Below are 24,905 nucleotides of genomic sequence, written 5' to 3'. Positions count from 1 at the left end.
CCGTGGCCCGCCTGGCGCTCGACATCGGCGGCACCAAGATCGCCGCGGGGCTGGTCGCAGAAGGCGGCACCGTCCCGGAACCGTCGATCACCCCGACCCCCACGTCCGGTGTCTGGGACGCGTGCGCGACGCTGTTGCGCGAAGTCGCTGCCGACGCCACGATCACCTCCGTCGGCATCGCCTGCGCGGGACCGGTCGACTCGACGGGCGGTCGTGTCTCCCCCATCAACATCGACGAGTGGTCGGCCGGGTTCGGCCTGGTCGACGCCGTCCGCGACCTCTTCCCCGACGCGCGGACGCGGCTCGCCATGGACGGCGCCGCGGCTGCCCTCGGCGAGCATCGCCACGGAGCCGGGCGCGGAACGTCGGATCTCGTCTCCCTGGTGGTCTCGACGGGCATCGGCGGCGGTGTGGTTCTCGGCGGACGTATCGCGACCGGGCGCACGGGGAATGCCGGGCACATCGGTCACCTGGTGGTTCCGGGTGGCACCGAGGCCTGCACCTGCGGCGGCGTCGGCTGCCTCGAAACGGTGGCGAGCGGTCCCGCGGCTGTGCGATGGGCGCGTTCGCAGGGCTGGCACGGTACGACGGGCATCGACATCGCGGCATCGGCCGTGTCGGGCGATCCTGTGGCCGTCGCAGCCCTCGACCGCGCGGGTACCGCCCTGGGCGTCGCCATCGCCTCCGCCGCGGCGTTGCTCGATATCGACCTCGCCGTCGTCGGCGGCGGATTCGCCCAGGCCGGTCCGGGCCTGTGGCAGCCCCTGCGCGCGGCCGCCGCCCGGCATGCCCGCTTGACGTTCGTCTCGGATCTGCGCGTCGTACCCGCGGAGTTGGGCGCCTCCGGAACGCTCGTCGGGGCCGGAGTTCTCGCGCTCGACAGCTGAAGCCCCCGTCGATCCGGGCGCCAGTTCGCCCCCTCTATTCCGAAATTCTGTAACGTGTTCTAGTGTTCAGGGTCACACCACGTTCAGTCGAGGAGGAGGTGACTCGTGAGCACGAGCGCTGCCCGATCTGCCGACGACTCCACCCATCAGTCCGAGGTCGCCCGACCCAGCAGCTCCAAGCGCGACCCCGAGATCCTGCGCGAACGGCTCGAGCGGTGGCTGTCCGCCCAACTGCCGGTCGGCACTGCCGCCGAGGTCACGCACGTCCACCTTCCCGACGCCAACGGAATGTCCAGCGAAACCATCCTGTTCGACGCCGTGTGGTCGGGCGAACGACATCCGCTGGTCGCCCGGGTAGCCCCGGCCGACAGCACCATGCCCGTCTTCCCCCGCTACGACCTCGACAACCAGTTCCAGGTGATGGCCCAGGTCCGCGAACATTCGTCGGTCCCTGTCCCGGTCGTCTACTGGTCCGAGACGAATCCGGAACCACTCGGTGCGCCGTTCTTCGTCATGGCCCGGGTGTCCGGCCAGGTCCCGCCGGACGTGATGCCGTACAACTTCGGGTCCTGGGTGACCGAGGCGACCGACGCCCAGCGCGCACTACTGCAGCACACCTCGGTGGAGGTGCTCGCGAAACTGCACGACATCGACCGCCCGTGGGACCGGTTCGATTTCCTGCGGCTCCCCGATGCCGGCCCGACGGCCGCCGAGTCCCTCTCCGCGCACATCCGCCAGCAGCGTGAGTACTACGAGTGGACCACCCTGTCGGGGCCGCGGTCCCCGCTGATCGAGCGCAGCTTCGCCTGGCTCGAGGAAAACCGCCCCGACGATTCGTCACCCGCCGTCTTCTGCTGGGGTGACGCCCGCATCGGCAACATCATGTACGAAGATTTCCGGCCGGTGGCGGTACTCGACTGGGAGATGGCCACACTCGGACCGCGTGAACTCGACCTCGGATGGATGGCGTACCTGCATCGGTTCTTCGAAGACATTGCCGAAGTCGCAGGCCTGGGCGGTCTGCCCGACTTCCTGCGCGTCGACGAGATCGCCGCGACCTACGAGGAACTGACGGGCCACGCTCCCCGCAACCTCGAGTACTACACCGTGTACGCCGCGCTACGGCAGGCCACCATCATGCTGCGAATCCAGACCCGCGCCATCCACTTCGGGCAAGCCGTCGCACCGGAAGACCCCGACGACATGATCATGCACCGCGCCTCGCTCGAAGCGATGCTCGACGGCACGTACGGGGAGAAACTCCGATGAACGCAGACTTCGCGGGCAATCCGCTGTCACCGATGGACGACTACCCGGTGCATCAGGTGGCCGAGCCGATCCGCCGGGTGGGTACGTCCGACCGGAATTTCTACGACCGCTACTACTTCAATTGTTACCCGTCGGCCGAGACGGATCTGTTCCTCATCGTCGGTCTCGGCCAGTACCCCAATCTCGGTGTGGCGGACGCGTTCGCGGTGCTACGCCGCGGTGACGACCACATCGTCGTGCGCGGTTCCAGGGCCCTCGGTCCCGACCGCTCCGACACCACTGTCGGACCCTTCGGCGTCGAGGTCCTCGAGGGGCTGCAACGACTGCGGATCGTGCTCGAACCCGGCGAGTACGACCTCTCGTTCGACCTCACCTTCGACGCCGCCGTCCCCGCGACGCTCGAGCCACGACATTTCCGCCGCCAGCTCGAACGGGTCACGTTCGACACCAGCCGTTTCGTCCAGACCGGTACCTGGACAGGCGAGCTGACGATCGATGGAGCACCACGAACGGTCACGCCGGACAGCTGGCGCGGCAACCGCGACCGGTCGTGGGGAGTACGCCCGGTCGGCGAATCCGAGCCGCCCGGCAGACGCGCCGTGGATGGTATCCAGAACTTCTTCTGGATCTACTCGGTCATGCAGTTCGACGACTACTCGATCTGCGTGGTGCTGCAAGAAGACGAACGCGGCAGGCGCATCGTCGAAGAGGCGGTCCGCATCTGGCCCGACGACGGTCGTGAGCCCGAGTGGCTCGGCAGGCCCGAGCACGAGCTGAAATTCGAGCCCGGCACCCGGGACGTGACCGCGGCTTCACTCACCTTCCACCGGCCCGGGCGTGAGACCGTCAGTGTCACCTGCGAATTCCTGGTGTCGAATTTCATCGGGATCGGCACCGGCTACGGGCTCGAAGCCGACTGGCGGCACGGGATGTGGCAGGGCGAACTGGTGGTTCAAGGACTGCGCAAGCAGGCGTCCGAGATCTTTCCGGGACTGCGCATGTTCTGCCCCGTCGACAATCTGACCCGCTTCCGCCTGGACGACGGCGGCGACACCGTGGTGGGCACGGGACTTTTCGAAGTCGCGGCGATCGGCCCACACGCACGTTATGGATTCGACAGTTTCACCGACACCGCTCGCTGACCGGGTGGGCAATCAACGAGGGAATGGAAGAATGACCGACTACGACAAGCTCTACATCGGCGGCAAGTGGGTGGCGCCGTCCACCGATCAGGTGCTCGAAGTGTTCTCTCCCGCAACCGAAGAACGTGTCGGCTCGGTTCCGGTTGCCGGGCCGCAGGACATCGACGCCGCCGTCGCCGCCGCAAGGCGCGCATTCGACGACGGCCCGTGGCCACGCATGTCGCCCACAGAACGGGCTCAGGTGATCGCGAAGGCCGCGAAACTTCTCGAAGAACGCGCGGCCGACATCGCGGGCGTGCTCTCGTCGGAGATGGGTCAACCTCCCGCGTCGGTGCAGATGATGCAGGTGACCCCGTCCCTCGCCACGATCAACTATTTCGCCGGACTCGCCGATTCGTTTCCGTGGACGGAAGAACGTTCGGGTGCGTTCGGCCGCTCCCGCGTCACTCGGGAACCGGTCGGTGTCGTGGCCGCCGTGATCGCCTGGAACGTGCCCCTCTTCCTGGCGATCAACAAGTTAGGTCCGGCCATGCTCGCCGGGTGCACCATGGTACTCAAACCGGCCCCGGAATCACCGCTGACCACCAATATCGTCGGCGAGATCTTCACCGAGGCCGGTCTGCCCGAGGGTGTGCTGTCGCTCGTGCCCGGTGGCGCCGAGACGGGTGAGTACCTGGTCTCGCACCCCGACATCGACAAAATCACCTTCACCGGCTCCACCGCGGTGGGCCGCAAGATCGGCGCCATCGCGGCGCAGAATCTCAAGCGCTGTTCCCTCGAGCTGGGAGGCAAGTCCGCCGCGATCGTCCTCGAGGACGCCGATCTCGCGTCGACGATGCCGATGCTCGTGATGTCCGGGCTGATGAACACCGGTCAGGCCTGCGTCGGTCAGACCCGCATCCTGGCGCCGCGGTCGCGGTACGACGAAGTGGTCGAGGGCATGGTGGCCACCGCCGCTTTCTTCCCTGTCGGACTACCGTCCGACCCGGCGGCGCAGCTCGGTCCTCTGATCTCCGAGAAGCAGCGGGAACGAGTCGAGGGCTACATCGCCAAGGGCAAGGAGGAAGGTGCGCGCCTGGTGCTGGGCGGTGGACGTCCAGCAGGCCTCGAGACCGGGTACTTCGTGGAGCCGACGATCTTCGCGGACGTCGACAACTCCATGACCATCGCCCGGGAAGAGATATTCGGACCCGTGCTGTGCGTGATTCCCTACGATTCCGTGGACGAGGCCATCAAGATCGCGAACGACTCCGACTACGGGCTCGCCGGCTCGGTGTACACCACCGATGTCGAGAAGGGACTCGAGGTGGCAGCCCAGGTCCGCACCGGTACCTACGGAATCAATTGGTATGCCTTCGATCCCGGTTCCCCGTTCGGCGGATACAAGAACTCGGGCATCGGGCGCGAGGACGGACCGGAAGGCGTCGAAGCCTTCTGTGAGACCAAGTCCGTGCTCTACCCGCCCGGCTACACAGACTAGGCGGCTCCGCCGCTCGTGCGCCTTTCTGGTAGCTGCTGCTACCCGAAACGCGCACGAGCGCGAAGCGCTTCGACGTCTAGCTGCCGAACTGGATGCCATCCAGCGGGCCGCCGACGAAGACGATCTGCGGCAGCGTGGTCTGCGGGTTCGCGACGGTACTGAGCGAGAGGCACTCGCCGATCACCGCGTAGGCGCCGTCCGCGAGTTCCGATGTGGTGAACGTCTTGACCGCGTCACCGGTGGCGTTCGCAACCACCCGTTCGGGCAATGGAGTCATCCACGCCGCAAATCCCGGCTGAAGAACGACGGCGGGGTTGGAGAGGACTTCCGGGAGCCTGGTGGCGTCGAACGCGACTGCACCACAAGACTGTGGATCGGTGAGCTCGAAGACATTCGGGTTGGTCACCGTGATGTCGAGGGTGTTTCCGTCCACCTCGGTCACCACGGTCGGAGGGGCTACCTCCGTTGCTGCCGAAGCAGTCGCCGGCATGGCCATGGATACGGCGGCCGCAGCGGCCGCGGCACATGCGGCACCTCCGGCGAGTCGCTTCATGCCCCTACTGGTTCCTGGCTGCATTCGTCAATCCTTTCGTCGGTGAGCTTCGAAATCATGACACTTACAGACCGAATGGTATGGGATTGGCGGCAGTCCTGCCGGGTTCCCTCCGAATCGGTCGGGTTTGTTCAATGAAGACACCTGCCCGGGCGGCACACTGGGACCATGACCAATGCAGACGCTGTGCGCCCTGTCCCGCACGGATACACGACAATTACGCCGTATCTGGTGGTGGCCGGCGGAGCGGCGGCCATCGACTACTACACCGAGGTGTTCGGCGCGACCGTTGTTCAGCGCATGGACGGCCCCGACGGTTCCGTCATGCACGCCGAGCTCGACTTCGGCAACGGCCGGCTACAGCTCAGTGATCCGATGCCGACGATGGGCCTCCACGCACCCGACGGCACGAACACCGTCAACCATTCGTATGTGTTGTATTGCGAGGACGTCGATGCCATGTTCCGCCGCGCCGTCGAGCGCGGGGCAACCGTGTTCGAGGAGCCGTCCACTTTCGTCACCGGTGACCGATTCGGCTCCATCCTCGACCCCTTCGGGCACCGGTGGGCGATCATGACCCGCGTCGAGAACGTCTCGGACGAGGAGGCCCAGCGGCGGGTCGAAAAGTGGGCAGCAACGCAGGGCTGACCGTAATCTGCCCCTTCGACGCCGAATGCCGCAGTGTTCAGTGAGACTGAACTACTGCGGCATTCGGTGATGTACAGGGACTAGCCGAGGCGCTGCTTGAGTGCCTCGAACTCGTCACGAATGCCGGACGGCACCTTCTCGCCGAGGAACTCGAACCATTCCTCGATGAGGGGCAACTCCTGCTTCCACTCGTCGACGTTCACCTTCAGTGCCTCGTCCACGTCCGCCGTGTTCACGTCGAGACCGTCCAGCTCGAGGTCCGCGGCGGTGGGGACGTAACCGATCGGGGTCGACTCGGCGCCGGCCTTGTGCTCGATGCGGTCGACGATCCACTTCAGGACGCGCGAGTTCTCGCCGAAACCTGGCCACAGGAAGCGGCCGTCGTCGCCACGGCGGAACCAGTTGACGTAGAAGATCTTCGGCAGCTTCTGGGCGTCGGCGTTCTTGCCGACGTTGATCCAGTGGTTCAGGTAGTCACCGGCGTTGTAGCCGATGAACGGCAGCATCGCCATCGGGTCGCGGCGCACGGTGCCCACGGCACCTTCCGCCGCTGCGGTCTGCTCGGACGACAGGGTGGCACCGAGGAACGTGCCGTGCTGCCAGTCGAACGACTCGCTGACCAACGGGACCGTGGTCTTGCGACGTCCACCGAACAGAATCGCCGAGATCGGAACACCCTGCGGGTCGTCCCACTCGGGAGCGAGGATGGGGCACTGCGACATGGGGGTGGTGTACCGCGAGTTCGGGTGGGCGGCCTTCTCACCGGACTCGGGCGTCCAATCGTTGCCCTTCCAGTCCGTCAGATGCTGCGGGTCGCCTTCGAGGCCTTCCCACCACACATCGCCGTCGTCGGTGAGGGCGACGTTGGTGAAGAGCGTGTTGCCCGACTCCATCGTCTTCATGGCGTTCGGGTTGGAACCATGGTTCGTGCCCGGTGCGACACCGAAGAATCCGAACTCCGGGTTGACGGCGTACAGGCGGCCGTCTTCGCCGAACCGCATCCACGCGATGTCGTCACCGAGGGTCTCGGCGCGCCAGCCCGGAACGGTGGGCTGGATCATGGCGAGGTTGGTTTTGCCACATGCGCTCGGGAAGGCGGCGGCGATGTAGTACGCCTTGTCTTCCGGCGAAATGAGCTTGAGGATCAGCATGTGCTCGGCCAGCCAGCCCTCGTCGTGGGCCATGGCCGAGGCGATGCGCAGCGAGTAGCACTTCTTGCCGAGCAGGGCGTTGCCGCCGTAGCCGGAACCGTAGCTCCAGATTTCCCGGGTCTCGGGGAAGTGGGTGATGTACTTGGTGTCGCTGCACGGCCACGGCACGTCGGCCTGACCCTCTTCGAGGGGAGCACCCACCGAGTGCAGTGCCTTGACGAACGGCTTGTCCTTGCCCAGCTTCTCGAGGGCAGCGGTACCCATGCGCGTCATGATCCGCATGGAGACGACCACGTACTCGGAGTCGGTGATCTCGACGCCCAGTTTCGGATCCTCGGCACCGAGAGGTCCCATGCAGAACGGGACGACATACATGGTCCGACCCCGCATCGAACCGCGGTAGAGGTCGGTCATGAGGGCCTTCATCTCGGCCGGGTCCATCCAATTGTTGGTGGGACCGGCTCCGATCTCCTCGTTGGTGCAGATGTAGGTCCGCGATTCGACACGTGCCACATCCGACGGGTCGGAGTTGCCGAGGAACGAGTTCGGCTTCTTCTCCTCGTTGAGGCGGGTGAACGTACCGGCGTCGACCAGTTGCGAGGTCAGTCGATCCCATTCGTCATCCGAGCCGTCTGCAAAGACGACGCGATCGGGCTGCGTGAGTTCGGCAACCTCTCGAACCCAGGCGAGCAGCTCACTGTGCTCCGTGGGGGGCGTGCCGTCAGTTCCGTTCAGACCGGGAATGGTCGCTGAGGTCATCAAACTCTCCTGGGGTGAGCCGGAACCGGACCATCTGCCGTCCGTTGCGAAAGAGCCCCTCGCAACGAGTGCCAGACGGTCCGATTTTCCCCTCTCGGCGGGGTCCAGCCAGGCCGTCCATGCCACATGGAAGACGCGGGCGCCGGGTGTCCTATCCCTAGAGGTTAACGCCGCGGGTCCCATCTAGGGGAACCGGGTGCGGTCGCAAAGGTCACAGAAACGATTCAGTAGAGCCGTCCGGCGCCTTTCCCGCGTCTGACGGGCGTTTTCGGGGAGATACTAGCCGTTACCGAGGGTCCCGTCATCAGTCTGTTTCCACTGCGCGACGCCGTCCGTGCCGCGGTGGAATTCCCAGGATGCGTACGCGCCGTTGTCGGAGATCGTCGTCAGCTGGTCGGCATCCCCGTCGCCGTCCATATCCGAGACGACTACCAGGGCATTTCCGGATTCGAAGGTCTGCGTATCCAGCAGGCCGTCACCGTCGATGTCATGCGTGGGAGTGGTCAGAGCCACCGCTCCGGAGTCCTCACCGAACGTGTCCGGGTCGAACGAGGGCACATCGGGGACCAGAAAACTCTCAGCGGTGGCCACGGCGATCTCCCTTCACACCCACAGTTTCACAGAGAGGCGGACGCAATTCAACATGGTTCCACACACATATGGACACATTCGGCCGACCACCTCTACGTAGTCTGACGTTCCGGACGATGTTTCGGTTCCCTCGAGTTGTCGCGAATTTCCCGAAGCCCGCGATCGATGGCCGCGATGTCCCGTTCGCACGAAGCGAGCTGACCGTTGCGCCTCGACGTCAGTTTCCGCAGCTCTCCGTCGATCGACGCCACCCTAGTGTCGACCTCTTGGGCGCGCGACCTGCTCTCCTCGAGGATCATCTCGCTGATCTCAGCTTCGGCGGACAACAACCGGCCGAGAACCAGCTGCTCCCATTGCGCACGCACGGTCGTGAGCGACTCGGTGGCCCACTGACGCACGTGGGAGCGCTCGGCGATGTGACCACGCGCCCGGGCGAGCCACCACGCCACCACGCCGCCGAGGGTCAGGGTGAGCGGAACGGACGCGATGTCGAGGGCGGGCACCACAGACAACGGTGCCACCATCAGGCGGCCCAGCCCGAGACCCGCCGATGCCCCGATCAGGATCGTCATGCGGTCTTCCAGCCCCCGGTGGCGAGGTTCGGGGCGTCCCGAGGCGAGGTAATCGGGTTTCGGGCCGGTGTCTCGCGGAGCGGGCGCGGCGACACCGGCGCGCGCACGCAGGTGGTCGAGTCGCGTGGTCACCACGCCTTCGAGGTCCGCGCCCAGCTGCGCCACGACGTCGGCGAGTCGGTCCGGGTAGTCGGCGAGATCCGCACGTCCCGCCCGATCGATGTCGGCGCGCGCCGCCACCCCCGCCGCCCGGATCTGCGTGGACACCTCATGTATCAATTCGACCTTGCCGAGCTGCACCTCGCTGCGCAGTCGAGCAACCCGCTCGGCACGCCGGCCATCGCGGTGCGCGAGCAGGTAGGTCCGTTCGGCACGAAGGTCGGCACCGGAATCGGCCTCCCGGATGGATCGGTCGGTGGCCACGATCATCCGGCGAGTCTGCTCGAGAACCCTTTCGGTGCCCGAACGCGCGCTCCTCGATTGGCCGTCTGCCGCGGACAGGAGGGCCTCGAGCAGTGCCTCGACCCCGGATCCGCGTGCCGGGGCGCGCCCGGCTCCGGCCGCGACCGGGTGGATGGTCACGTCGGCGAACCGCTCCGCATGACCGGCGAGCAAGGCGCGGTCACGCTCGCGGACTGTGGCCCACTCTCTGTGGACATCGATTTTCGTCAGGGCGAACACCACCGGGCATGCGGGACGCAAGACCACATCGAGAACGGACAGTTCCTCGCGCCCGAGTGGCGCGGCGGCGTCGAGCACCATCAGCACGACGCCGGCGTCGAGCGGGTCGTCGACGAGATCGAAGGCGGACTCGTCGAGGAAGCGGAGCGCGTCGACGAGGGTGGTCTTGCCCGCCCGACGGGGCCCGGCGACGAAGAGCTCGTGTCCGGAATCGGTCCGGGCCCCGAGCCGGACGGTTGCTCCGGGATTCCACCGGGAAACGACATCGACGGTCTCCGCGGGCAGATCCGTCAACTCCTGCGTCATCCGGGCCCGCGGGCGGCGAGAGTCCGGCTGTCGTCCGGACTGCCGCCCATCCGCTGCCAGATCCGTAGGTAATGCCGCCGGACGTCGACGATGGCCCGTCGTTGCCGGGCAGTGGGGTTTCCACTGAGTTGCGTGCGCCACCAGTGCGCGCACCGGACGGCGTCCTCGGCGGTGTCTGGCTCGGCCGGGGCCTGCCGAATCCAGTCGACGAGGTGGAGTCGGCCGGCCGCGGCCGCGAGCGCCACGGCGGCATCTCCCGCGAGGTACTTCTCGAGTGCGTCGCGAACCCCGGCGTTGCGGGCCGCCAACGACCGGAGAGAAAGGAGCGCACACTCGCCTCGGCCCGCCCGGACGTGCGCCACTCGAGCGGCGACCGCTTCCACTACCTCGTCCACACCGCTGGCCGTGCGCAACAGGGCGGTGACTGCCGGCGCGTCGAGTTGCGCATTCGCCTCGAGCGCCGCGCTCGCTACCGCGACACCGTGGGCATCCCAGACCGAAGAAAGGTCGCGCGGACGCTGACGAAGGACGGGCAGGTCGGCCTCCGTCACAGCCCGTGCGGTCGCCAGGGAGCCGATGAGCGGAAGCACGGGCAGGCCGGCGTCCGACGAGCACTCCGCCGCCCGCGCGAGCGCCGCCACCCACACGTCGGCCGGCTCGCGTGATTCGCCGAGTGCGTCCACCTTGTTGAGTACGAGCAGTGCGCGCTCGGCGTCCACCCCGGCGACTGCCACACGATCGGCGGCACGCACCGATTCGACGAGAACACACACCACGACGTCACCGTCCAGAACGGGGTCGGGCGCGCCGGGCACATCGAGCGCACCGGGCTCTTCGATCACGACACCCGGAATTGCACCTTCTTTTACTGCGGTCGCGACAGTGGTTCTCCCCACACCCGCACGACCGGTGATGTGCACACGAATCGGCGCGCGGAGAAGTGCCGCGACTTCCCGAACGCTCTCCCCCGCCGCACGGTCCGATACCGCCACCCGATCTGCAAGTTCGTCCAATTCCCCGCCCCCGGCATCTACAGTGCCCATGACGCGATCACCCCCCTTCGTACCGTCAGGATTCTGTCAGACTTCCGCGAAACCGGCGTGGGCAACCATGCAGGCTGCGCCGCCGATCGACCAGAAAGTCTCAATGTCAACTTCAGACCCGTATGCCAGAAACGCCCCCCATGCGTGACAATGGTCCGGTGAACCACGCCGATCAGGAAGCACCCGCCGTCCCCGTGGAGGGACAGACTCCGCGTAAGACGGGATCTCGACTGCACCCCCGGGTGACGAGTTTCCGCTCCCGCCGGGGGGCGCTGACCTCTGCCCAGCAGGAGTCGTGGGATCGGCAGTGGCCGAAAATCGGTGCCGAGGTCTCGGACACCCGCCTCGACGCGGCCGCCTGGTTCGGGCGCGACGCACCGCTGATCCTCGAGATCGGCTCGGGCACCGGAACCGCCACAGCGGCGATGGCGAAAGCCGAACCGCACGTGAATCTGATGGCCGTCGAGGTGTACCGCCCCGGGCTCGCACAGCTACTGCAGCAGATCGAGCGCGACGGCATCCCCAACATCCGTGTTCTGCGCGGTGACGCCATGGACGTTCTCGAGAACATGGTCGAACCCGAATCGTTGACCGGTGTCCGTGTCTTCTTCCCGGACCCGTGGCCGAAGGCCCGTCACCACAAGCGCCGCCTGTTGCAAGCCCCCACCTTTGCGCTGATCGCGAGCCGGTTGAAGCCCGGTGGTGTGTTGCACGTTGCAACCGATCACGCCGAGTATGCCGAGGCGATCGCCGAGGCGGGAAACGCGGAACCGCTGTTGACCTCCCTCGACTGGGAGTCCCCGATGACACACGAGCGTCCGGTGACGAAGTTCGAAGACAAGGCCCATCAGGTCGGGAGTGCTATCACCGAGTTGATTTGGGGGAAGATCAGGTCATGAGCGTCAGCGAGCAGTACATCTCCGGCGGGTTGCCTGCGGGCTCTGCCGGCACCGCGGTGTCGTCAGGATCTCCCGTGGTGGGTGCACGTGACGGACGCCACCAGAAGCGAGTCCTTCTCGTCTGGGACGCGCCGAACCTCGACATGGGCCTGGGCGCCATCCTCGGCGGTCGCCCGACGGCGGCCTACCGGCCACGATTCGACGCTCTCGGCCGCTGGCTCCTCTCCCGGACCGCCGAACTGTCGGCGTCCGGCACCGACACACTCGAACCCGAAGCGACCGTCTTCACCAATATCGCGGCTGGCAGCGCCGATGTTGTGAGACCGTGGGTCGAAGCCTTGCGTAATGTGGGCTTCGCGGTGTTCGCCAAGCCGAAGATCGATGAGGACAGCGACGTCGACTCCGACATGCTGGACCACATCGCGCTCCGGCATGGTGAGGGGCTGGCCGGTGTCATGGTCGCCTCCGCCGACGGTCAGGCATTTCGTGAACCGTTGGAGAACATCGCCGCGACCGGCATACCGGTCCAGATACTCGGGTTCCGCGAGCACGCCAGCTGGGCGGTTGCGTCCGATCTTCTGGACTTCGTCGATCTCGAGGACATCCCCGGCGTCTTCCGGGAACCACTTCCTCGGGTCAGCCTCGACACATTGCCCGACGAGGGTGCCTGGTTGCAGCCGTTCCGACCGCTTTCCGCCCTGCTCGTCGGGCGGAAGAGTGCTGCCGAGTAGGAGTTGATCAGTGTTCGCGAGCTGGGGAAGCGTCGTCTACCGGGCCCGATTCACCGTCATCGGCATCATGGTGGCTTTGTTGCTCGGTTCCGCCGCATACGGTCTGGGTTTGGAGAAGCATCTCAGCCAGTCCGGCTGGGATGATCCGGGCTCGGAATCGGTCGCCGCGTCCAAGCTTGCCGACAGCACCTTCGGCCGCGACACCAACAGTGATGTGGTGGCCCTCTACACGGCTCCCGAAGGCAAGACCATCGAGGATCCGGAGTTTCAGGCGAAGGTCGTCGCCAACCTCGAATCGCTGGCCGCGGAACACCCCGACAAGATCCTCAAGATCAACGGCGGGTACTTCAAGGTCGGGTCTGCCCCCACTCTGAGCGCCGCCTCGAGCCCGGACAAGCAGCACGCGATCGAGAGCATCGCCATCGTCGGTGACAACGACACCGAGGTCACCGCCAACTTCCGCGACATCAAGGACGAGTTCTACATCGACGGCGTCGACGTGCAGCTCGCCGGCTTGCAACCGGTGTCGGGCGCGTTGAACGACACGATGGCCAAGGACATCAAGCGGATGGAGATCCTCGCGATCCCGGCCGTCGGCCTCCTGCTCTTCTTCGTGTTCGGTGGTGTCGTGGCGGCGGCGCTGCCGCTGATCATCGGCGGTCTCACCGTGGTCGGCGCCAACGGTGTCGTCCGTCTCATCACCAACTTCACCGAGGTCAACTCGTTCGTCGCGCCCGTGGTCTCCCTCGTGGGTCTCGGCCTCGCCATCGACTATGGCTTGTTCGTCGTCAGCCGTTTCCGAGAAGAGATGGCGGAGGGGTACGACACCCGCTCTGCCGTCCGGAGAACAGTGATGACCGCGGGTCGCACCGTGGTGTTCTCGGCCACCATGATCGTCGCCAGCCTCGGTGGTCTGCTGCTGTTCCCGCAGGGCTTCCTGAAGTCCGTTGCCTACGGCGCCATCGCGACGGTGGGACTCGCGGCGATCACGTCCATCACGGTCCTGCCCGCGATTCTGGGCATCCTGGGCAAGCGCATCGACGCCCTCAGTTTCGAGCGCTTCCGTCAAACCAAGAACACGGAGGAAATCGAGGCCAGCGTCTGGGGCCGCCTCACCCGCTGGGTGATGCGCAATCCGCTGAAGGTCACCATCCCGATCGTGGTCGGGCTGCTCCTGTTGATCGTCCCGTTGACGGGCATCAAGTTCGGTGGCATCAACGAGACGTACCTGCCGCCGGACAGCTCGACTCGTGCCGCGCAGGAACAGTTCGACGAGATCTTCCCCAGCATGCGCACCGAACCCGTCAAGCTGGTGGTGTCGAACGCCGATAACAAGGCGCTGGGCCAGATCATCAAGGAAGCCAGCGGCGCGCCGGGCCTGATCGAGAAGTTCTCCCCGGAGGGCGCGGTCAAGGACGGCGTCGTCGTCCTCAAGGCGGGCCTGGTGGACCGCAACGAGTCGAAGCCCACGATCGACTATCTGCGCGCGATGGACGCTCCCGACGGCGCGCAGGTGCTGGTCGGTGGAACGCCGGCCATCGAGCAGGACAGTATCGCCGCACTGCTCGAACACCTGCCGACGATGGTGATCTCTGTCCTTTTCCTGACGACGTTGCTGATGTTCCTGACGTTCGGGTCCCTGGTGCTGCCGATCAAGGCCGCGCTGATGAGCGCCTTGGGTCTCGGCTCCACCCTCGGCATCTTGACCTGGATCTTCATCGACGGTCACGGGTCGGCCTGGTTGAACTTCACCCCGGGCCCGATCATGTCGCCGGTGCTGGTGCTCATCATCGCCATCGTTTACGGCCTCTCCACCGACTATGAGGTGTTCCTGCTCTCACGCATGGTGGAGGCGCGTGCACAGGGCGCGAGTACCACGGAATCCATCCGCGTCGGCACCGCACACACCGGGCGGATCATCACCGCCGCCGCCCTCATTCTCATCGTCGTCACGGGCGCGTTCGGGTTTTCGGAACTGGTGATGATGAAGTACATCTCCTACGGCATGATCGCCGCCCTGATCATCGACGCCACGCTCATCCGTATGTTCCTCGTCCCGGCCACGATGAAGCTCCTCGGCGACGACTGCTGGTGGGCGCCCGCGTGGATGAAACGCATCCAGGAGAAGACGGGTCTCGCCGAGCCGATCCTCGACAGCGAACTGATGCCTGCGGACGTCCCCGAACTGACCCCTGTGGGAGCAGCACCACCGCGCAGGAAGCCTTCGGCGCCACCCGCTCCCCGTAAGCCCGAACCGCTCACCGAGCCGATTCCGCTCGTCACCGCTCAGGCGCTCGCCGCGAAGATATCCGAGGACGAGGCGAAAGCACGGCGCGCGGAGACCGAGGCCCGGAGGTCGGCCACGGGCAGGCCTGCCCAGCCGCCGAAGCCGGTCGACGACGCACCACCGGCCGAGCCCCCCACCACGGTTCTGCCCTCGCCGGCTGCTCCGCGTCCTGCCACCGCTCCGTCGCGCACCAATCGGCAGACCCGTCCCGCGCAACCGCCTCGCCCGGCCCAGCAGCCGCCCCGGCAAGCGACCCCGGCTCCCGGCCCTGCCACGCAGTCTCGACCGATCGAGAGTTGGCTCGCAGACCTGCGGTCCACCTCCGCGGCCGGACCCCGCCCGGTCTCGTCACCCGCGGAACCGCGGCCGAGCACGCCCACGCAGCAGACGCCGTCGCTTCCCACCCGAGCGCCGCGTTCGGTGCCGGCGCCGTACGAGCAGGAGACCCCCCAGTCGTCTCCTGCCCGGCCGGTTCCCTCGATGCCGACCCGGCGTCGTGCTTTGCCCGACCCCCCGGACCCCGCGAGCAGCACTCGACGCGCGGGCACCAACGGCAACTCGGGTGCCACCGGCGGCACGGCACACGGCAGTCCGGCCAACAACGGCGGCACGGGGACCAACGGCTCCCGTCGACGCGGTGTCGAACACCCGCCGACCGACGTGGAAGACACGTCGAGCGGCAGGCACCGCGCGGACGACGGCAACGCCGTCAGCGTCAGCGAACTCATCGCTCGGCAGAATCGGCGCTGACCGACGAGCCGCGCCCGGAGTCGCGCTCCGCGAACTCCCTGGCGTAACGCGTACCCACGAGCAGGAGCAGCAGGCCGACCACCAGGAAGGCGAGTACGCGGAACAGGCCGTCGAGCATGGCCAGGTCGAACACGAACAGTTTGGCCAGCGCGGCCGCAGTCAGCGCCAGTCCGGCTCCCAGTGCGGTGTGGGCATACTCGCGGTGAGCCAGGCCGAACACGAGAGCAGCAGTGGCGGCCATCATCCACACGATCGTGGCGACGCAGTGACCGGCGATGAAGCCGACGGATGTGCCCGCAATCGTCGTACCCACCGACACTGCGACCGTGGTGACCGCGTAGAGGACCACGAGTCCGGCAAGGACCCAGACGGGTTGTGCGGTAGCGCTGCGGATCAGCCGCAACGAGTGCGCGTACCAGACGAGCAACACCACCGTGCCGACGAGAACCAACCCGGACAGCACAGTCGTGATCCCGAGCAGGTCCACCGCGCTGTCCTCGTCGACGAGGACGAACGGCGGGGCGCTGTCGAGGAAGATCAGACCACCGATCACCGCGAACGCTGCACCGACCGCGTAGGCGATGCGTGAGGACACCTGGCCACCGATGGTGAGGAACAACGTTGCCATCCCGAGTACGACGAGCGGTGCACTCTCTCCACCGGCACCGACCAGGCACGCGAGCAGCAGCGCGAGGGCCCCGGTGCCTGCGAGCGCACTGCGCACATGCAGAGGCAGCGGCCGCACCACCATCCAGGTCCCAAACATTGCGGCTGCGAGGCCGAGTGTGATCAAGGTGGACTGCACTCGGCCGAAGAGGTCCGACACCAGAAGCATGGGGACTGCGGTGGTCACGATCATCGCTGTCGCGGTGATGTCACGAGAATCTCTCCGGAGCAGCATGATCGACGAGACCAGACCGAACGACGCGACCAGCACCGCACTGGCCAACGCCCAGTTCCTCATCTGTCCGTCGTTCGCCTCGAGGTCGACGATCACGATCAGCAGCGCAATCACCACGGGAAGGGTGCGCGTAATCGCCAGATACGGCCACACGCGGCCGAGTTGGGCCGGGAAGCCGGCCACCTGTACTACGAAGAGGAATCCGATCAGGGTGAGCGATATTCCGTCGGTCAGGACCGGGGCGAGCACCGCGGCACCCGTCACGACCAGTACTGCGAGCGGTTGCGACGACCATCTGACGGCCAGAGCGACGCCGACTGCGGCGACCCCGAGTGCCACGACCATCGCCAGGGCTGGAAGCAGCCAGTGATACACGACGGCGACGGCGACCACGTCGAGATACGCACCGGCGATACCCGTTGCGGTGAGGGCGATTCCGCCGACCCTGCCACCGGGTCGGTCGAACACACGGGCACCGAGGAGAACGAGCACCACCGACAGAATCGCTCCGGAGGCGACCCGCAGTCCCGGACCGAAGAACCCGGCCTGGGCGGCCAGCACCAGCAGCATGACAACCCCGATGAGCGTCACACCCACACCCGCGACCGCGAGGATGCGGCTGATGACCCCGTCGCGTTGCCACCACGGTTCCCGGGCCACTCTGGACGGCGGGATGGGTACAGGCCGGAACTGCGGCGACGCTTGGGATACCGGAGGTAGAGGCGCAGAAGGATGAGGGGCCGGCGGCCGGTACATCGGCTGGGGAGGTTGCTGGGTTTGCGGAGGTTGTTGGGCTTGCGGAGGTTGCGCCCATCCGGGCTGCGGTGCGGGTCCGGGCCGAGGTGCCGGCTCGGAGGAAGGCTGCGAAACGGTCGACAACTGCGCCTGCAGGATGGCGAGATTTTCGCCCACGTGCCGCATCTGCTGGCCGAGTGCGGAGAAATCGCCGGACAGCTGGGCGATCAGGCGCGGATCGACGGAGGGATTCCCGGGTGTGGACATGCAATCATCGTCCGGCGACCAGTCCGTCCGCACATGAGTAGACCTACTCGAGCGGGGTGGGGGTTTCGACGAACCCGCTTACTGGAACATGTTGCGGAGCGAGGTGCCGAACGGATGCCGGGCCGTGACTGTGCCGAACCGGACTTTGCCGCGCACCACCAGGTGCAGGGGGCCGATGGGCGGGCCGCTGCGCACCTTGTTGGTGGCGCTGCCGCCCACTGTCTCTATCCCGTTGAGATCGACGGTCGCCTCGGCGGGGACGATCAGGGTGAGCGAGCTCGCGTAGTCGTCGACATCGAGGTACACCACCTGGGTCGCCATGACTGCGCGGGTGAAGTCGAGATTCACGCTCGACACCCGGGTGTCCACTTTCAGGGACGCCGGCACACTCCACGAACCGGTGCGGGTGATGGAGGACATCCGACCCCGGATGATCTCACCGGGCGGCGGCACGGACACGTGGTGGCCTACCGACGGTGCAGGTGCCGGCGAGGGTGGGACCGGCCGCGCGGCGTACGGCCGGTCGGGATACGGGGGCGGGACGAACTCCGAGATCAGCTGAATTCCCGGCAGGTCGACGAGGACGGCGTTGAGTTCGCCGCGCGTTTTCGCGGCCAGCGCCGTGTCCATTCGTTCTGTGAACTCCCCCAGCGACAGCATCCCCTGGCCGACTGCTCGCTGCAGCAGTTCACCGACGTGTTCGCGCTCCGCATCGGATACGCGTAGATCCCGTGCCTCCATGCCGACCAGGCTAGTGCGCCTCCGCCGCCCGTGAGTACTTGTTAACAACGCGTTGTCAACAAGTACTCACGGCTACTCGAGGCCCTGCTCAATGGCGTACCGGGTCAGTTCGACGCGGTTGGCCAATTGCAGCTTGCGCAAGGTGGCCTGCACGTGGTTCTCGACGGTGCGGTGACTGAGCGACAACTTGGTTGCGATCTGCTTGGCGCTCAATCCTTTCGCGACGAAACGCAGGACCTCCGTCTCCCGCTCGGTGAGCTTCGGAATCGCGGGTCCCCGCTCATCGGCGGGCGCACTCGACATCCGGCGATACTCGCCGAGAACCAGGCCGGCGAGGCCCGGTGTGAAGACGGCCTGCCCGGCGGCGGTGGCTCGCACCGCCTCCCGCAGCTCCTCCACCGACGCGCTCTTCACGAGGTACCCGGATGCACCCGCCTTCACGGCGTCGAGGACGTCGTCGCGTTCCGACGACGCCGACAGCACGAGGACCCGGCTGTCGGGCGACACCTCGAGTACCGCAGCGGTGGCGGTCGCCCCGTTTCCGTCGGGCAGCTGCATGTCCATGAGTACGACGTCCGGGCGCGCTGCGGCGGCGCGGCGGCCTGCGGCGGCGACGCCGTCAGCCGTCGCGACGACGGTGAACCCGGCGCCCTCGAGGTCCCGGGCGACGGCGTCCCGCCACATCGGGTGATCGTCGACCACCATCACCGTGATCTGACCACCGGCCTGCTCCTCATCCATCCCGGTCCTCTCCTTTCGGCACGCGGATCTCCCATTCGGTGCCCTGCCCGGGTTCGGTGTCGAGTTCGGCAGTTCCGCCGAGTACTCGGACCCGCCCCAGGATCGACTTCGATATTCCCATGCGTCCTTCGGCTTCCGCCTCGGCCAGCCTGCCGGGGGCGATCCCGGCGCCGTCGTCGCGCACGCTGACGATCACGTCGTCCCCGAGATCTTCGAGCAGCACGTAAGCCCTGGCGCCGGCCCCGGCATGCTGCACCACATTGGACAGCGCCGTGTCGACAATCGCGGCCAGTTCCGTGGCCCTTCCCCGCTCTATCGTCACCGGATCGGCCGGCGTCGACACCGACACCGTGGTGCTGGCCCGGGTGCTCAGGAGGAGCCGCAGGTCGATCGCCGCGCCGCCCAGGTCTGCGGTCACCCCGGCGCCCTGTTCGGAGATCAGCATGCGCAGCGCCACCTCCTGCTCCCCCGCCAGGTCCGCGAGCTCGGCTGCGGGACCACCGATTTCGTTTCCGCGCCGACGAACGAGGGCAAGTACCTGGAGAACCCCGTCGTGGACTTCGCGGGCGAGGCGTTCGCGTTCCTCCGTCGCCGCTGCCAGCCGTACGGCCCGTTCCAGCTGGGTCTGCGCCCGTCTCGCCGTCGTGGTGGCCAGGCCGAGAGCAAGTCCGACCGACACCAGCACAGGCGCCGTGGCGTCACGCCACAAATCGAGGTTGACCTGGTCGCGCACCACCGCGCTCACAGTCGCCATCAGGACGCCCGATGCCATCCCCAGCCACGGCCCGCCGAAGACAGCGGCCGAGATCACCGCGTTGGTGACCCACAACGTCGTCGGCAGAGTCTGGTGGTGCTGATACCAGTCGGGGTCGGACACGAGTCTCGTCGACGCCATCAAGGCGATGACGACGAGTTGGTCCGCGATGACGATCTGATAGCGCGGGATCTTCCCGTGCGAGAGCAGCACCGCCGAGACTCCCGACCACACCGCCATCAGCGCAACGAAGAACCAGCTCAGCCGTTGATGGGAGTAGTACTGAACGGACACGAACTGGTAGCTGATTGCATACACCAGGGTGACCAGCCGGAACGCCTGCGCCGCACGCCACAGCGGTGCATCCGGCTGGGTGTCTCGCTCCGCGGCGGCTCGCACAGTCGGCCGGTAGTGCAGCCGAGTGCGGCGCTCATGGTCGTCGGTCATGGGGAACTGTCGGATCGAGAGTGTTGCGGTTCATCCGGTTCGTCAGGTTCTGCCGGATAGAGCGGAACGGCGGGATCGTCGACCTCGATCGCATCGAACGTGGCCTCGGGGTCCCCGGACAGCAGCGAACGGACCGCCGTGTTGAGCACGGCGACGATGGGAACGGCGAGTAGCCCGCCGACGATCCCAGCGAGCACGATTCCGGTCGTGATCGCGAGAACCACCGCGAGGGGATGCAGCCGGACGGCGCGACCGAGCAACAGCGGTTGCAGCACGTGGGCCTCGAGCTGCATCACGCCGATGATGATGCCCAGCACGATCAGTGCGGTGAGGAAGCCTTTGGTGACGAGGGCGACGAGGACAGCGAGAAAGCCGGTGAGGAACGCGCCGACGATCGGGATGAACGCACCGATGAAGACCAGCGACGCCAGGGGAAGTGCGAGAGGCACCCCGAGGATGGCGAGTCCCGCACCGATGCCGATGGCGTCGGCGGCTGCGACCGCAACGGTGGCGCGGACGTAACCGATGAGCGAGCCGAACCCCTGGCTTCCGGCCAGCCGAACGCGCGGGCGGGAAGCAGCAGGCACGAGCCGGGTGACGAACTCCCAGATCTGGCTTCCGCCGTAGAGGAAGAAGATGAGAGTGAACAGGGTCAGCAGTGCCCCGGTGAAGATCTCCCCGATGACGGTGGCCGTGGTCAGCGCACCGCTGGTGAGCTGCTCGCGGTTGTCCTGGATCGACTTGACCACGGAGTCGCCGGCCTGGTGGATCTGATCCTCGCTGAAGTGGAACGGCCCATTGGTGAACCAGTTCTGAATCTGGTCGATGCTCGCCTCGAACTGGGCGGTCAGCCCGGGAAGACCCGCGACGAACTGTTCGACCACGAACGTCATGATCCCGGCGACGACGCCTATGGACACGACCAGGATTACCACCACCGCCGCCGATCGGGGCACACCCTTCTCCTGCAGCCAGTCCACGAGTGGCACGAGGAGAGCCGAGGCAAGCAGTGCGAGCCCCACGGGAATGAGCACGGTGTCGAGCCTGGCGACGATGTAGCCGAGAGTCAGCAGCCCGGCAAAGATGACGAGCAGGCGCCACGTCCACTCCGCCGCCACCCGCACGACCGGATGCACGGACGCGGAGGCACGGTGCCTACGTTCCGCTGCGGTCACCGGTGCCGAGCCCTCGTTCGAGTTCACCTGCGGAGCGTATCGAGCTTCACCAGGTTGCCGGGGAGTTCGCGCCCGAATCAGGCGTGTCCAGACCCAATAGGGGATGTGTCCTGCGCTCCCGAACTTGCCCACCGCTAAATTGAACGGCGTGCGGAAATCATATAGAGCGATCGCGGCGACGGTTCGCAGCAGGTGGCCGCTCTATATGGTCTCGATGCTCCTCGCCAATTTCATCGGCGCCATCCTGGTTTTCGCGTTTGTGCGCTATGGCGTGCCGATCCCCGAGTCGCAGGCCATCATCGCCGACCGGGTGCGCAACGTCGCGATCTTCGGCGGCTACCTGGCCTTCGCCGCGGTGGTGAGTCTCGCTGCGGCAGCGATGATGCTGCGGTCCGTCATCCGCTGGCAATTACGCGGCGGCCCGCCCACCCGCAGTGAACAGATGTCGGCGCTGCACGCACCGCTACGGCAGGCGATCGTGCATCTGGTCCTGTGGATACTCGGCGGCATCATCTTCGTGCTGCTCACCATCACCGAGATGCCCGAACTCGCGGTCGCGGTGATCGTCACGGTGTGCATGGCCGCGACCACCACGTTCGGCTTCACCTACATGCTCGGGGAACGCATTCTGCGCCCGGTGGCGGCGCGCGCCCTCAGCGAGGGGGAATTCGACCGGACCATGGCCCCCGGGGTCGGCACCCGCCTGGCGATGACCTGGGGCCTGGGCACATTGATGCCCGTCATCGGCATCATCCTGCTCTGCGTCACGCAGTTGACCACCGACCTCGTGTTCTCCCCCAACGCACTCGCCTGGGCGATCATGCTGCTGTCGATCATCGCGATCGCACAGGCCTTCGCACTGTCGATGCTGACCGCCAGCCAGATCTCCGACCCCATCAAGCAGTTGCGGCGGGCCATCGAACGGGTCCAGCGCGGCGCCACCGACGTGCGGGTGGAAGTGTTCGACGGAAGCGAGATCGGACGGCTGCAGGTCGGGTTCAACCGGATGATGCGCGAGTCCGACGAGCGGCGACTGCTGCGTGAACTGTTCGGTCAGCATGTCGGTGAGGACGTGGCACGGCGAGCACTCCAGTTCGGCACCGAACTCGGCGGCGAGACGAGGTTCGTGGCCGTTCTGTTCGTCGACATGGTCGGGTCCACCGGTGCGGCGGCCGAACGTCCGCCCGGCGAGGTGGTGAATCTGCTCAACGAGTTCTTCCGCGTCGTCGTCGATGTGATCGACCGACACCACGGATTCGTCAACAAGTTCATGGGTGACGCGGCTCTCGCAATCTTCGGCGCCCCGCTCGACCGCCCCGACGCCCCGACCGCCGCACTGGCCGCCGCGCGGGAGCTGAGGTTCGCTCTCCACGAGATCACCGGTCTCGACATCGGCATCGGCGTGTCCGCGGGCCTGGCCGTCGCCGGAAATATCGGTGCCGCAGAAAGATTCGAGTACACCGTGATCGGCGACCCCGTCAACGAGGCGTCGCGCCTCACCGAGCTCGCCAAGCTCCATCCAAGCCGCGTCCTGGCGTCCACCAGCGCGCTGTACTTCGCCGACGAGGAGGAGCAGGCGCACTGGGAGCTGGGCGAACAGGTGCAGTTACGTGGGCGTCGTCGCAACACCCATCTGGCTTGGCCGGAGGACTATCCGGAGTAATCCGCTACCCGTTGGTTACGCTTGGGATGTGGCCCTGCCTCGTTCCGACCCGCCCACTGCCGAGCCTCCTCGGCAGCGAAGTCGATTCTGGTGGATCAAATGGCTGCTCGGGGCCGGGCTGCTCGCCCTCCTGACCATCGAGGGCATCTACTTGTGGCCGACCCTCAGCGATTCGTGGAAAGCACTCACCGAAATCCACTGGGGATGGGTCGCTGCCTGCATCGCGGCGCAGGCGGTGTCGCTGAGCGGCTACGGCGCCGTCCAGCAGCGGTTACTGCGAGCCGGAGGCGTCGTCGTCTCCCAGTTGAAGTCCGTGTCCGTCATCTACGCGAGCACTGCGATGGCCGTCAGCCTGCCGGCAGGCCAGGTCTTCTCCACCGCGTTCACCTACAAGCAGACCCGCAAGTGGGGCGCGACGCCGGTCGTCGCATCGTGGCAGCTCGCGATCTCGGGGGTGATCGCCGCAGGCAGCCTCGCGTTCCTAGGCGTGGCCGGCGCGTTTGCCGTCGGAACCAGAGTCAGCCCCATCACCCTGGTGCTGTCACTGATCGCCGCATTCGCCCTGTTCTACGGCTTGCGATACATATCCCGTAACCCCGGCTGCATCGAGTCGACGGGACATCGGGTTCTCACTCGGTACAACAGATTCCGTAAGAACCCCCCGGAAACCGGCGTCGAGCGCTGGAAGGAGATCCTCAGCCAGCTCGATTCGGTGGAGCTGGGCCGGCGCGATTCCCTCGCCGCCTTCGGGTGGTCGGCGGTGCACCGCCTCGCCGATGTGGCCTGCCTGGGGTTCGCCTGCTGGGCCGTCGGCGCCGAACCCTCGTTCGCCGGTTTGCTCATCGCGTTCGCTGCCGCCAAGGCGGTTGCCAGTATTCCGCTGGCACCGGGGGGACTCGGGTTCGTCGACGGCACCTTGATCGCCACCCTGACGGCGGCGGGAACGACGGCGTCGCAGGCGCTCGCAGCCGTCTTCGTCTACCGCATGGTCAGTTACATTCTCGTGGCCCTGATCGGGTGGATCGTCTTCCTCATTCTCTTCCGCCACAACCAGCATGAGGACCTGGAGATGGACCTCGAGTTCGAACGCCGGGAGCAGCCAGGGGCGGAACACACCCCGCACAGCACCGGCGAAGCCGACACTGCCTAGCGGCTGGTATTTTCGCGCCGAGCCTCGGCGAGCTGATCTTCGAGCGAGATGATGCGGCAGGCCGCTTCGACTGCTGTGCCGCTGTCCACGAGCTCCCGGACGCGGGCGGCAAGCCGAAGCTGACGCCGCGAATAGCGGCGATGCCCTCCCTCCGAGCGGTACGCCACCAGCAATCCCATGTCGTCGAGACTCCGAAGAAACGCTGCGGTGACACCGAGAAGATCGGCGGCGCGCCCCATGGTGTATGCGGGGTAGTCGTCGTTGTCGAGTTCATTGGTGGTGCCGGTGGAGTTATCCACAGTTCCTGCGTCGAGCCCTTCGTTGCGTTGTAAGGGACCCCGGCGCGAGCTCGCGCCGGGGTCCGAAGGGGTTATAGCTGCACCGGCCGCGGCCGGCACAAGGACAAGACATTCATTGCATACGGATCCTGATGATGGATACGCAACACCCGCCTCTCACCTCGACTTCTTGTGAACAGCGTGAGTAGCTGACCTTCTCCTTCTCACGCCGGGTGTTCGGGGGGCGGAGCCACCTCTTCGTCCTTCCGGCTCCGCCCCGTGCCTTCGTCTTTCCTCGGTAGCC

At 66.6% G+C, this 24,905-nt stretch carries 21 protein-coding genes; 10 read left to right on the top strand and 11 right to left on the bottom strand.

The genetic code is table 11. The features are described 5' to 3' along the window. Positions 1-2 precede the first annotated feature (2 nt). The 4 genes from R4P95_RS30365 (at position 3) to R4P95_RS30350 (ending at position 4,778) form a co-directional block, all read left to right on the top strand. Positions 3-887 (top strand): ROK family protein, encoded by an 885-nt coding sequence (locus R4P95_RS30365; protein WP_317747563.1) that lies wholly within the window; start codon positions 3-5, stop codon positions 885-887. A gap of 105 nt (positions 888-992) precedes the next feature. After that, positions 993-2,156, top strand: coding sequence for a phosphotransferase family protein (locus R4P95_RS30360; protein ID WP_317747564.1), 1,164 nt, complete (start codon positions 993-995; stop codon positions 2,154-2,156). Then, a complete protein-coding gene (locus tag R4P95_RS30355) occupies positions 2,153-3,298 on the top strand; it encodes a hypothetical protein (protein ID WP_317747565.1) in 1,146 nt (381 codons plus the stop codon). The genes R4P95_RS30360 and R4P95_RS30355 overlap by 4 nt, the downstream gene beginning before the upstream one ends. Before the next feature lie 31 nt (positions 3,299-3,329). After that, the gene (locus R4P95_RS30350) at positions 3,330-4,778 is read left to right on the top strand and encodes an aldehyde dehydrogenase (protein ID WP_317747566.1); all 1,449 of its coding nucleotides are present in this window, start codon (positions 3,330-3,332) and stop codon (positions 4,776-4,778) included. Between the two features lie 76 nt (positions 4,779-4,854). Here the strand turns inward: R4P95_RS30350 and R4P95_RS30345 are convergent, their stop codons facing one another. Beyond that, positions 4,855-5,355: a hypothetical protein gene (locus tag R4P95_RS30345; protein ID WP_317747567.1), complete on the bottom strand. Its 501-nt coding sequence runs from the start codon at positions 5,353-5,355 to the stop codon at positions 4,855-4,857. A gap of 144 nt (positions 5,356-5,499) precedes the next feature. Here R4P95_RS30345 and R4P95_RS30340 point away from each other — a divergent pair, with 144 nt between their 5' ends. Then, entirely contained in the window at positions 5,500-5,979 is a 480-nt protein-coding gene (locus R4P95_RS30340; RefSeq protein ID WP_317747568.1) for a VOC family protein, read from the top strand. 80 nt (positions 5,980-6,059) lie between these two features. Here R4P95_RS30340 and R4P95_RS30335 read toward each other — a convergent pair whose 3' ends face one another. The 4 genes from R4P95_RS30335 to R4P95_RS30320 form a co-directional block, all read right to left on the bottom strand. Next, a complete protein-coding gene (locus R4P95_RS30335) occupies positions 6,060-7,889 on the bottom strand; it encodes a phosphoenolpyruvate carboxykinase (GTP) (RefSeq protein ID WP_159924125.1) in 1,830 nt (609 codons plus the stop codon). A gap of 279 nt (positions 7,890-8,168) precedes the next feature. Continuing rightward, positions 8,169-8,480 carry a DUF6802 family protein gene (locus R4P95_RS30330; RefSeq protein WP_317747569.1) on the bottom strand — a complete coding sequence of 104 codons (312 nt, stop codon included), beginning with the start codon at positions 8,478-8,480 and terminating at the stop codon, positions 8,169-8,171. Positions 8,481-8,572: 92 nt separating this feature from the next. After that, complete coding sequence (locus R4P95_RS30325; RefSeq protein ID WP_317747570.1) at positions 8,573-10,039, bottom strand: hypothetical protein; 1,467 nt, start codon at positions 10,037-10,039, stop codon at positions 8,573-8,575. Then, positions 10,036-11,082 (bottom strand): hypothetical protein, encoded by a 1,047-nt coding sequence (locus R4P95_RS30320; RefSeq protein ID WP_317747571.1) that lies wholly within the window; start codon positions 11,080-11,082, stop codon positions 10,036-10,038. The genes R4P95_RS30325 and R4P95_RS30320 overlap by 4 nt, the downstream gene beginning before the upstream one ends. 122 nt (positions 11,083-11,204) lie before the next feature. Between R4P95_RS30320 and trmB the strand changes: the two genes are divergently transcribed. The 3 genes from trmB to R4P95_RS30305 are packed head-to-tail and all read left to right on the top strand — an operon-like array spanning position 11,205 to position 15,749. Then, positions 11,205-11,981, top strand: coding sequence for a tRNA (guanosine(46)-N7)-methyltransferase TrmB (gene trmB, locus R4P95_RS30315; protein ID WP_317747572.1), 777 nt, complete (start codon positions 11,205-11,207; stop codon positions 11,979-11,981). Then, positions 11,978-12,712 (top strand): NYN domain-containing protein, encoded by a 735-nt coding sequence (locus R4P95_RS30310; RefSeq protein ID WP_208960440.1) that lies wholly within the window; start codon positions 11,978-11,980, stop codon positions 12,710-12,712. The genes trmB and R4P95_RS30310 overlap by 4 nt, the downstream gene beginning before the upstream one ends. 10 nt (positions 12,713-12,722) lie before the next feature. Then, the gene (locus R4P95_RS30305) at positions 12,723-15,749 is read left to right on the top strand and encodes an MMPL family transporter (RefSeq protein WP_317747573.1); all 3,027 of its coding nucleotides are present in this window, start codon (positions 12,723-12,725) and stop codon (positions 15,747-15,749) included. Here the strand turns inward: R4P95_RS30305 and R4P95_RS30300 are convergent. The 5 genes from R4P95_RS30300 to R4P95_RS30280 form a co-directional block, all read right to left on the bottom strand. Further along, positions 15,724-17,652, bottom strand: coding sequence for a DUF2339 domain-containing protein (locus tag R4P95_RS30300; RefSeq protein ID WP_317747574.1), 1,929 nt, complete (start codon positions 17,650-17,652; stop codon positions 15,724-15,726). The two genes, R4P95_RS30305 and R4P95_RS30300, sit on opposite strands and share 26 nt — an antisense overlap. A 78-nt stretch (positions 17,653-17,730) precedes the next feature. Next, a complete protein-coding gene (locus R4P95_RS30295) occupies positions 17,731-18,393 on the bottom strand; it encodes a DUF1707 domain-containing protein (RefSeq protein WP_213576349.1) in 663 nt (220 codons plus the stop codon). A gap of 72 nt (positions 18,394-18,465) precedes the next feature. After that, positions 18,466-19,134 carry a response regulator transcription factor gene (locus tag R4P95_RS30290; RefSeq protein ID WP_317747575.1) on the bottom strand — a complete coding sequence of 223 codons (669 nt, stop codon included), beginning with the start codon at positions 19,132-19,134 and terminating at the stop codon, positions 18,466-18,468. Next, complete coding sequence (gene macS / locus R4P95_RS30285) at positions 19,127-20,335, bottom strand: MacS family sensor histidine kinase (protein WP_213576347.1); 1,209 nt, start codon at positions 20,333-20,335, stop codon at positions 19,127-19,129. Before macS ends, R4P95_RS30290 begins: the two co-directional genes overlap by 8 nt. Further along, entirely contained in the window at positions 20,332-21,471 is a 1,140-nt protein-coding gene (locus tag R4P95_RS30280) for an AI-2E family transporter (RefSeq protein WP_249354591.1), read from the bottom strand. The genes macS and R4P95_RS30280 overlap by 4 nt, the downstream gene beginning before the upstream one ends. 244 nt (positions 21,472-21,715) lie before the next feature. Between R4P95_RS30280 and R4P95_RS30275 the strand changes: the two genes are divergently transcribed. Next, positions 21,716-23,173: an adenylate/guanylate cyclase domain-containing protein gene (locus R4P95_RS30275; RefSeq protein WP_213576346.1), complete on the top strand. Its 1,458-nt coding sequence runs from the start codon at positions 21,716-21,718 to the stop codon at positions 23,171-23,173. Positions 23,174-23,201: 28 nt separating this feature from the next. Beyond that, a complete protein-coding gene (locus R4P95_RS30270) occupies positions 23,202-24,323 on the top strand; it encodes a YbhN family protein (protein WP_317747576.1) in 1,122 nt (373 codons plus the stop codon). On the opposite strand, the gene R4P95_RS30265 is transcribed toward R4P95_RS30270, so the two are convergent. Further along, positions 24,320-24,562, bottom strand: coding sequence for a MerR family transcriptional regulator (locus tag R4P95_RS30265; protein ID WP_213577665.1), 243 nt, complete (start codon positions 24,560-24,562; stop codon positions 24,320-24,322). The two genes, R4P95_RS30270 and R4P95_RS30265, sit on opposite strands and share 4 nt — an antisense overlap. Positions 24,563-24,905 lie beyond the last annotated feature (343 nt).

This window comes from Rhodococcus sp. IEGM 27 (assembly GCF_033142305.1).
Lineage (GTDB): Bacteria > Actinomycetota > Actinomycetes > Mycobacteriales > Mycobacteriaceae > Rhodococcus_F > Rhodococcus_F oxybenzonivorans.
Note: the sequence above shows the minus strand (reverse complement) of the source record. Positions and strands in the feature narration are given on the sequence as shown.

Coding starts and splice junctions, on each gene's coding strand:
- R4P95_RS30295 (WP_213576349.1), bottom strand. CDS start 18,393: ATGGAGGCACGGGATCTACGCGTATCCGATGCGGAGCGCGAACACGTC.
- R4P95_RS30310 (WP_208960440.1), top strand. CDS start 11,978: ATGAGCGTCAGCGAGCAGTACATCTCCGGCGGGTTGCCTGCGGGCTCT.
- R4P95_RS30275 (WP_213576346.1), top strand. CDS start 21,716: ATGGTCTCGATGCTCCTCGCCAATTTCATCGGCGCCATCCTGGTTTTC.
- R4P95_RS30325 (WP_317747570.1), bottom strand. CDS start 10,039: ATGACGCAGGAGTTGACGGATCTGCCCGCGGAGACCGTCGATGTCGTT.
- R4P95_RS30335 (WP_159924125.1), bottom strand. CDS start 7,889: ATGACCTCAGCGACCATTCCCGGTCTGAACGGAACTGACGGCACGCCC.
- R4P95_RS30290 (WP_317747575.1), bottom strand. CDS start 19,134: ATGGATGAGGAGCAGGCCGGTGGTCAGATCACGGTGATGGTGGTCGAC.
- R4P95_RS30355 (WP_317747565.1), top strand. CDS start 2,153: ATGAACGCAGACTTCGCGGGCAATCCGCTGTCACCGATGGACGACTAC.
- R4P95_RS30350 (WP_317747566.1), top strand. CDS start 3,330: ATGACCGACTACGACAAGCTCTACATCGGCGGCAAGTGGGTGGCGCCG.
- R4P95_RS30320 (WP_317747571.1), bottom strand. CDS start 11,082: ATGGGCACTGTAGATGCCGGGGGCGGGGAATTGGACGAACTTGCAGAT.
- R4P95_RS30340 (WP_317747568.1), top strand. CDS start 5,500: ATGACCAATGCAGACGCTGTGCGCCCTGTCCCGCACGGATACACGACA.
- R4P95_RS30265 (WP_213577665.1), bottom strand. CDS start 24,562: ATGGGGCGCGCCGCCGATCTTCTCGGTGTCACCGCAGCGTTTCTTCGG.
- macS (WP_213576347.1), bottom strand. CDS start 20,335: ATGACCGACGACCATGAGCGCCGCACTCGGCTGCACTACCGGCCGACT.
- R4P95_RS30345 (WP_317747567.1), bottom strand. CDS start 5,355: ATGCAGCCAGGAACCAGTAGGGGCATGAAGCGACTCGCCGGAGGTGCC.
- trmB (WP_317747572.1), top strand. CDS start 11,205: ATGCCAGAAACGCCCCCCATGCGTGACAATGGTCCGGTGAACCACGCC.
- R4P95_RS30300 (WP_317747574.1), bottom strand. CDS start 17,652: ATGTCCACACCCGGGAATCCCTCCGTCGATCCGCGCCTGATCGCCCAG.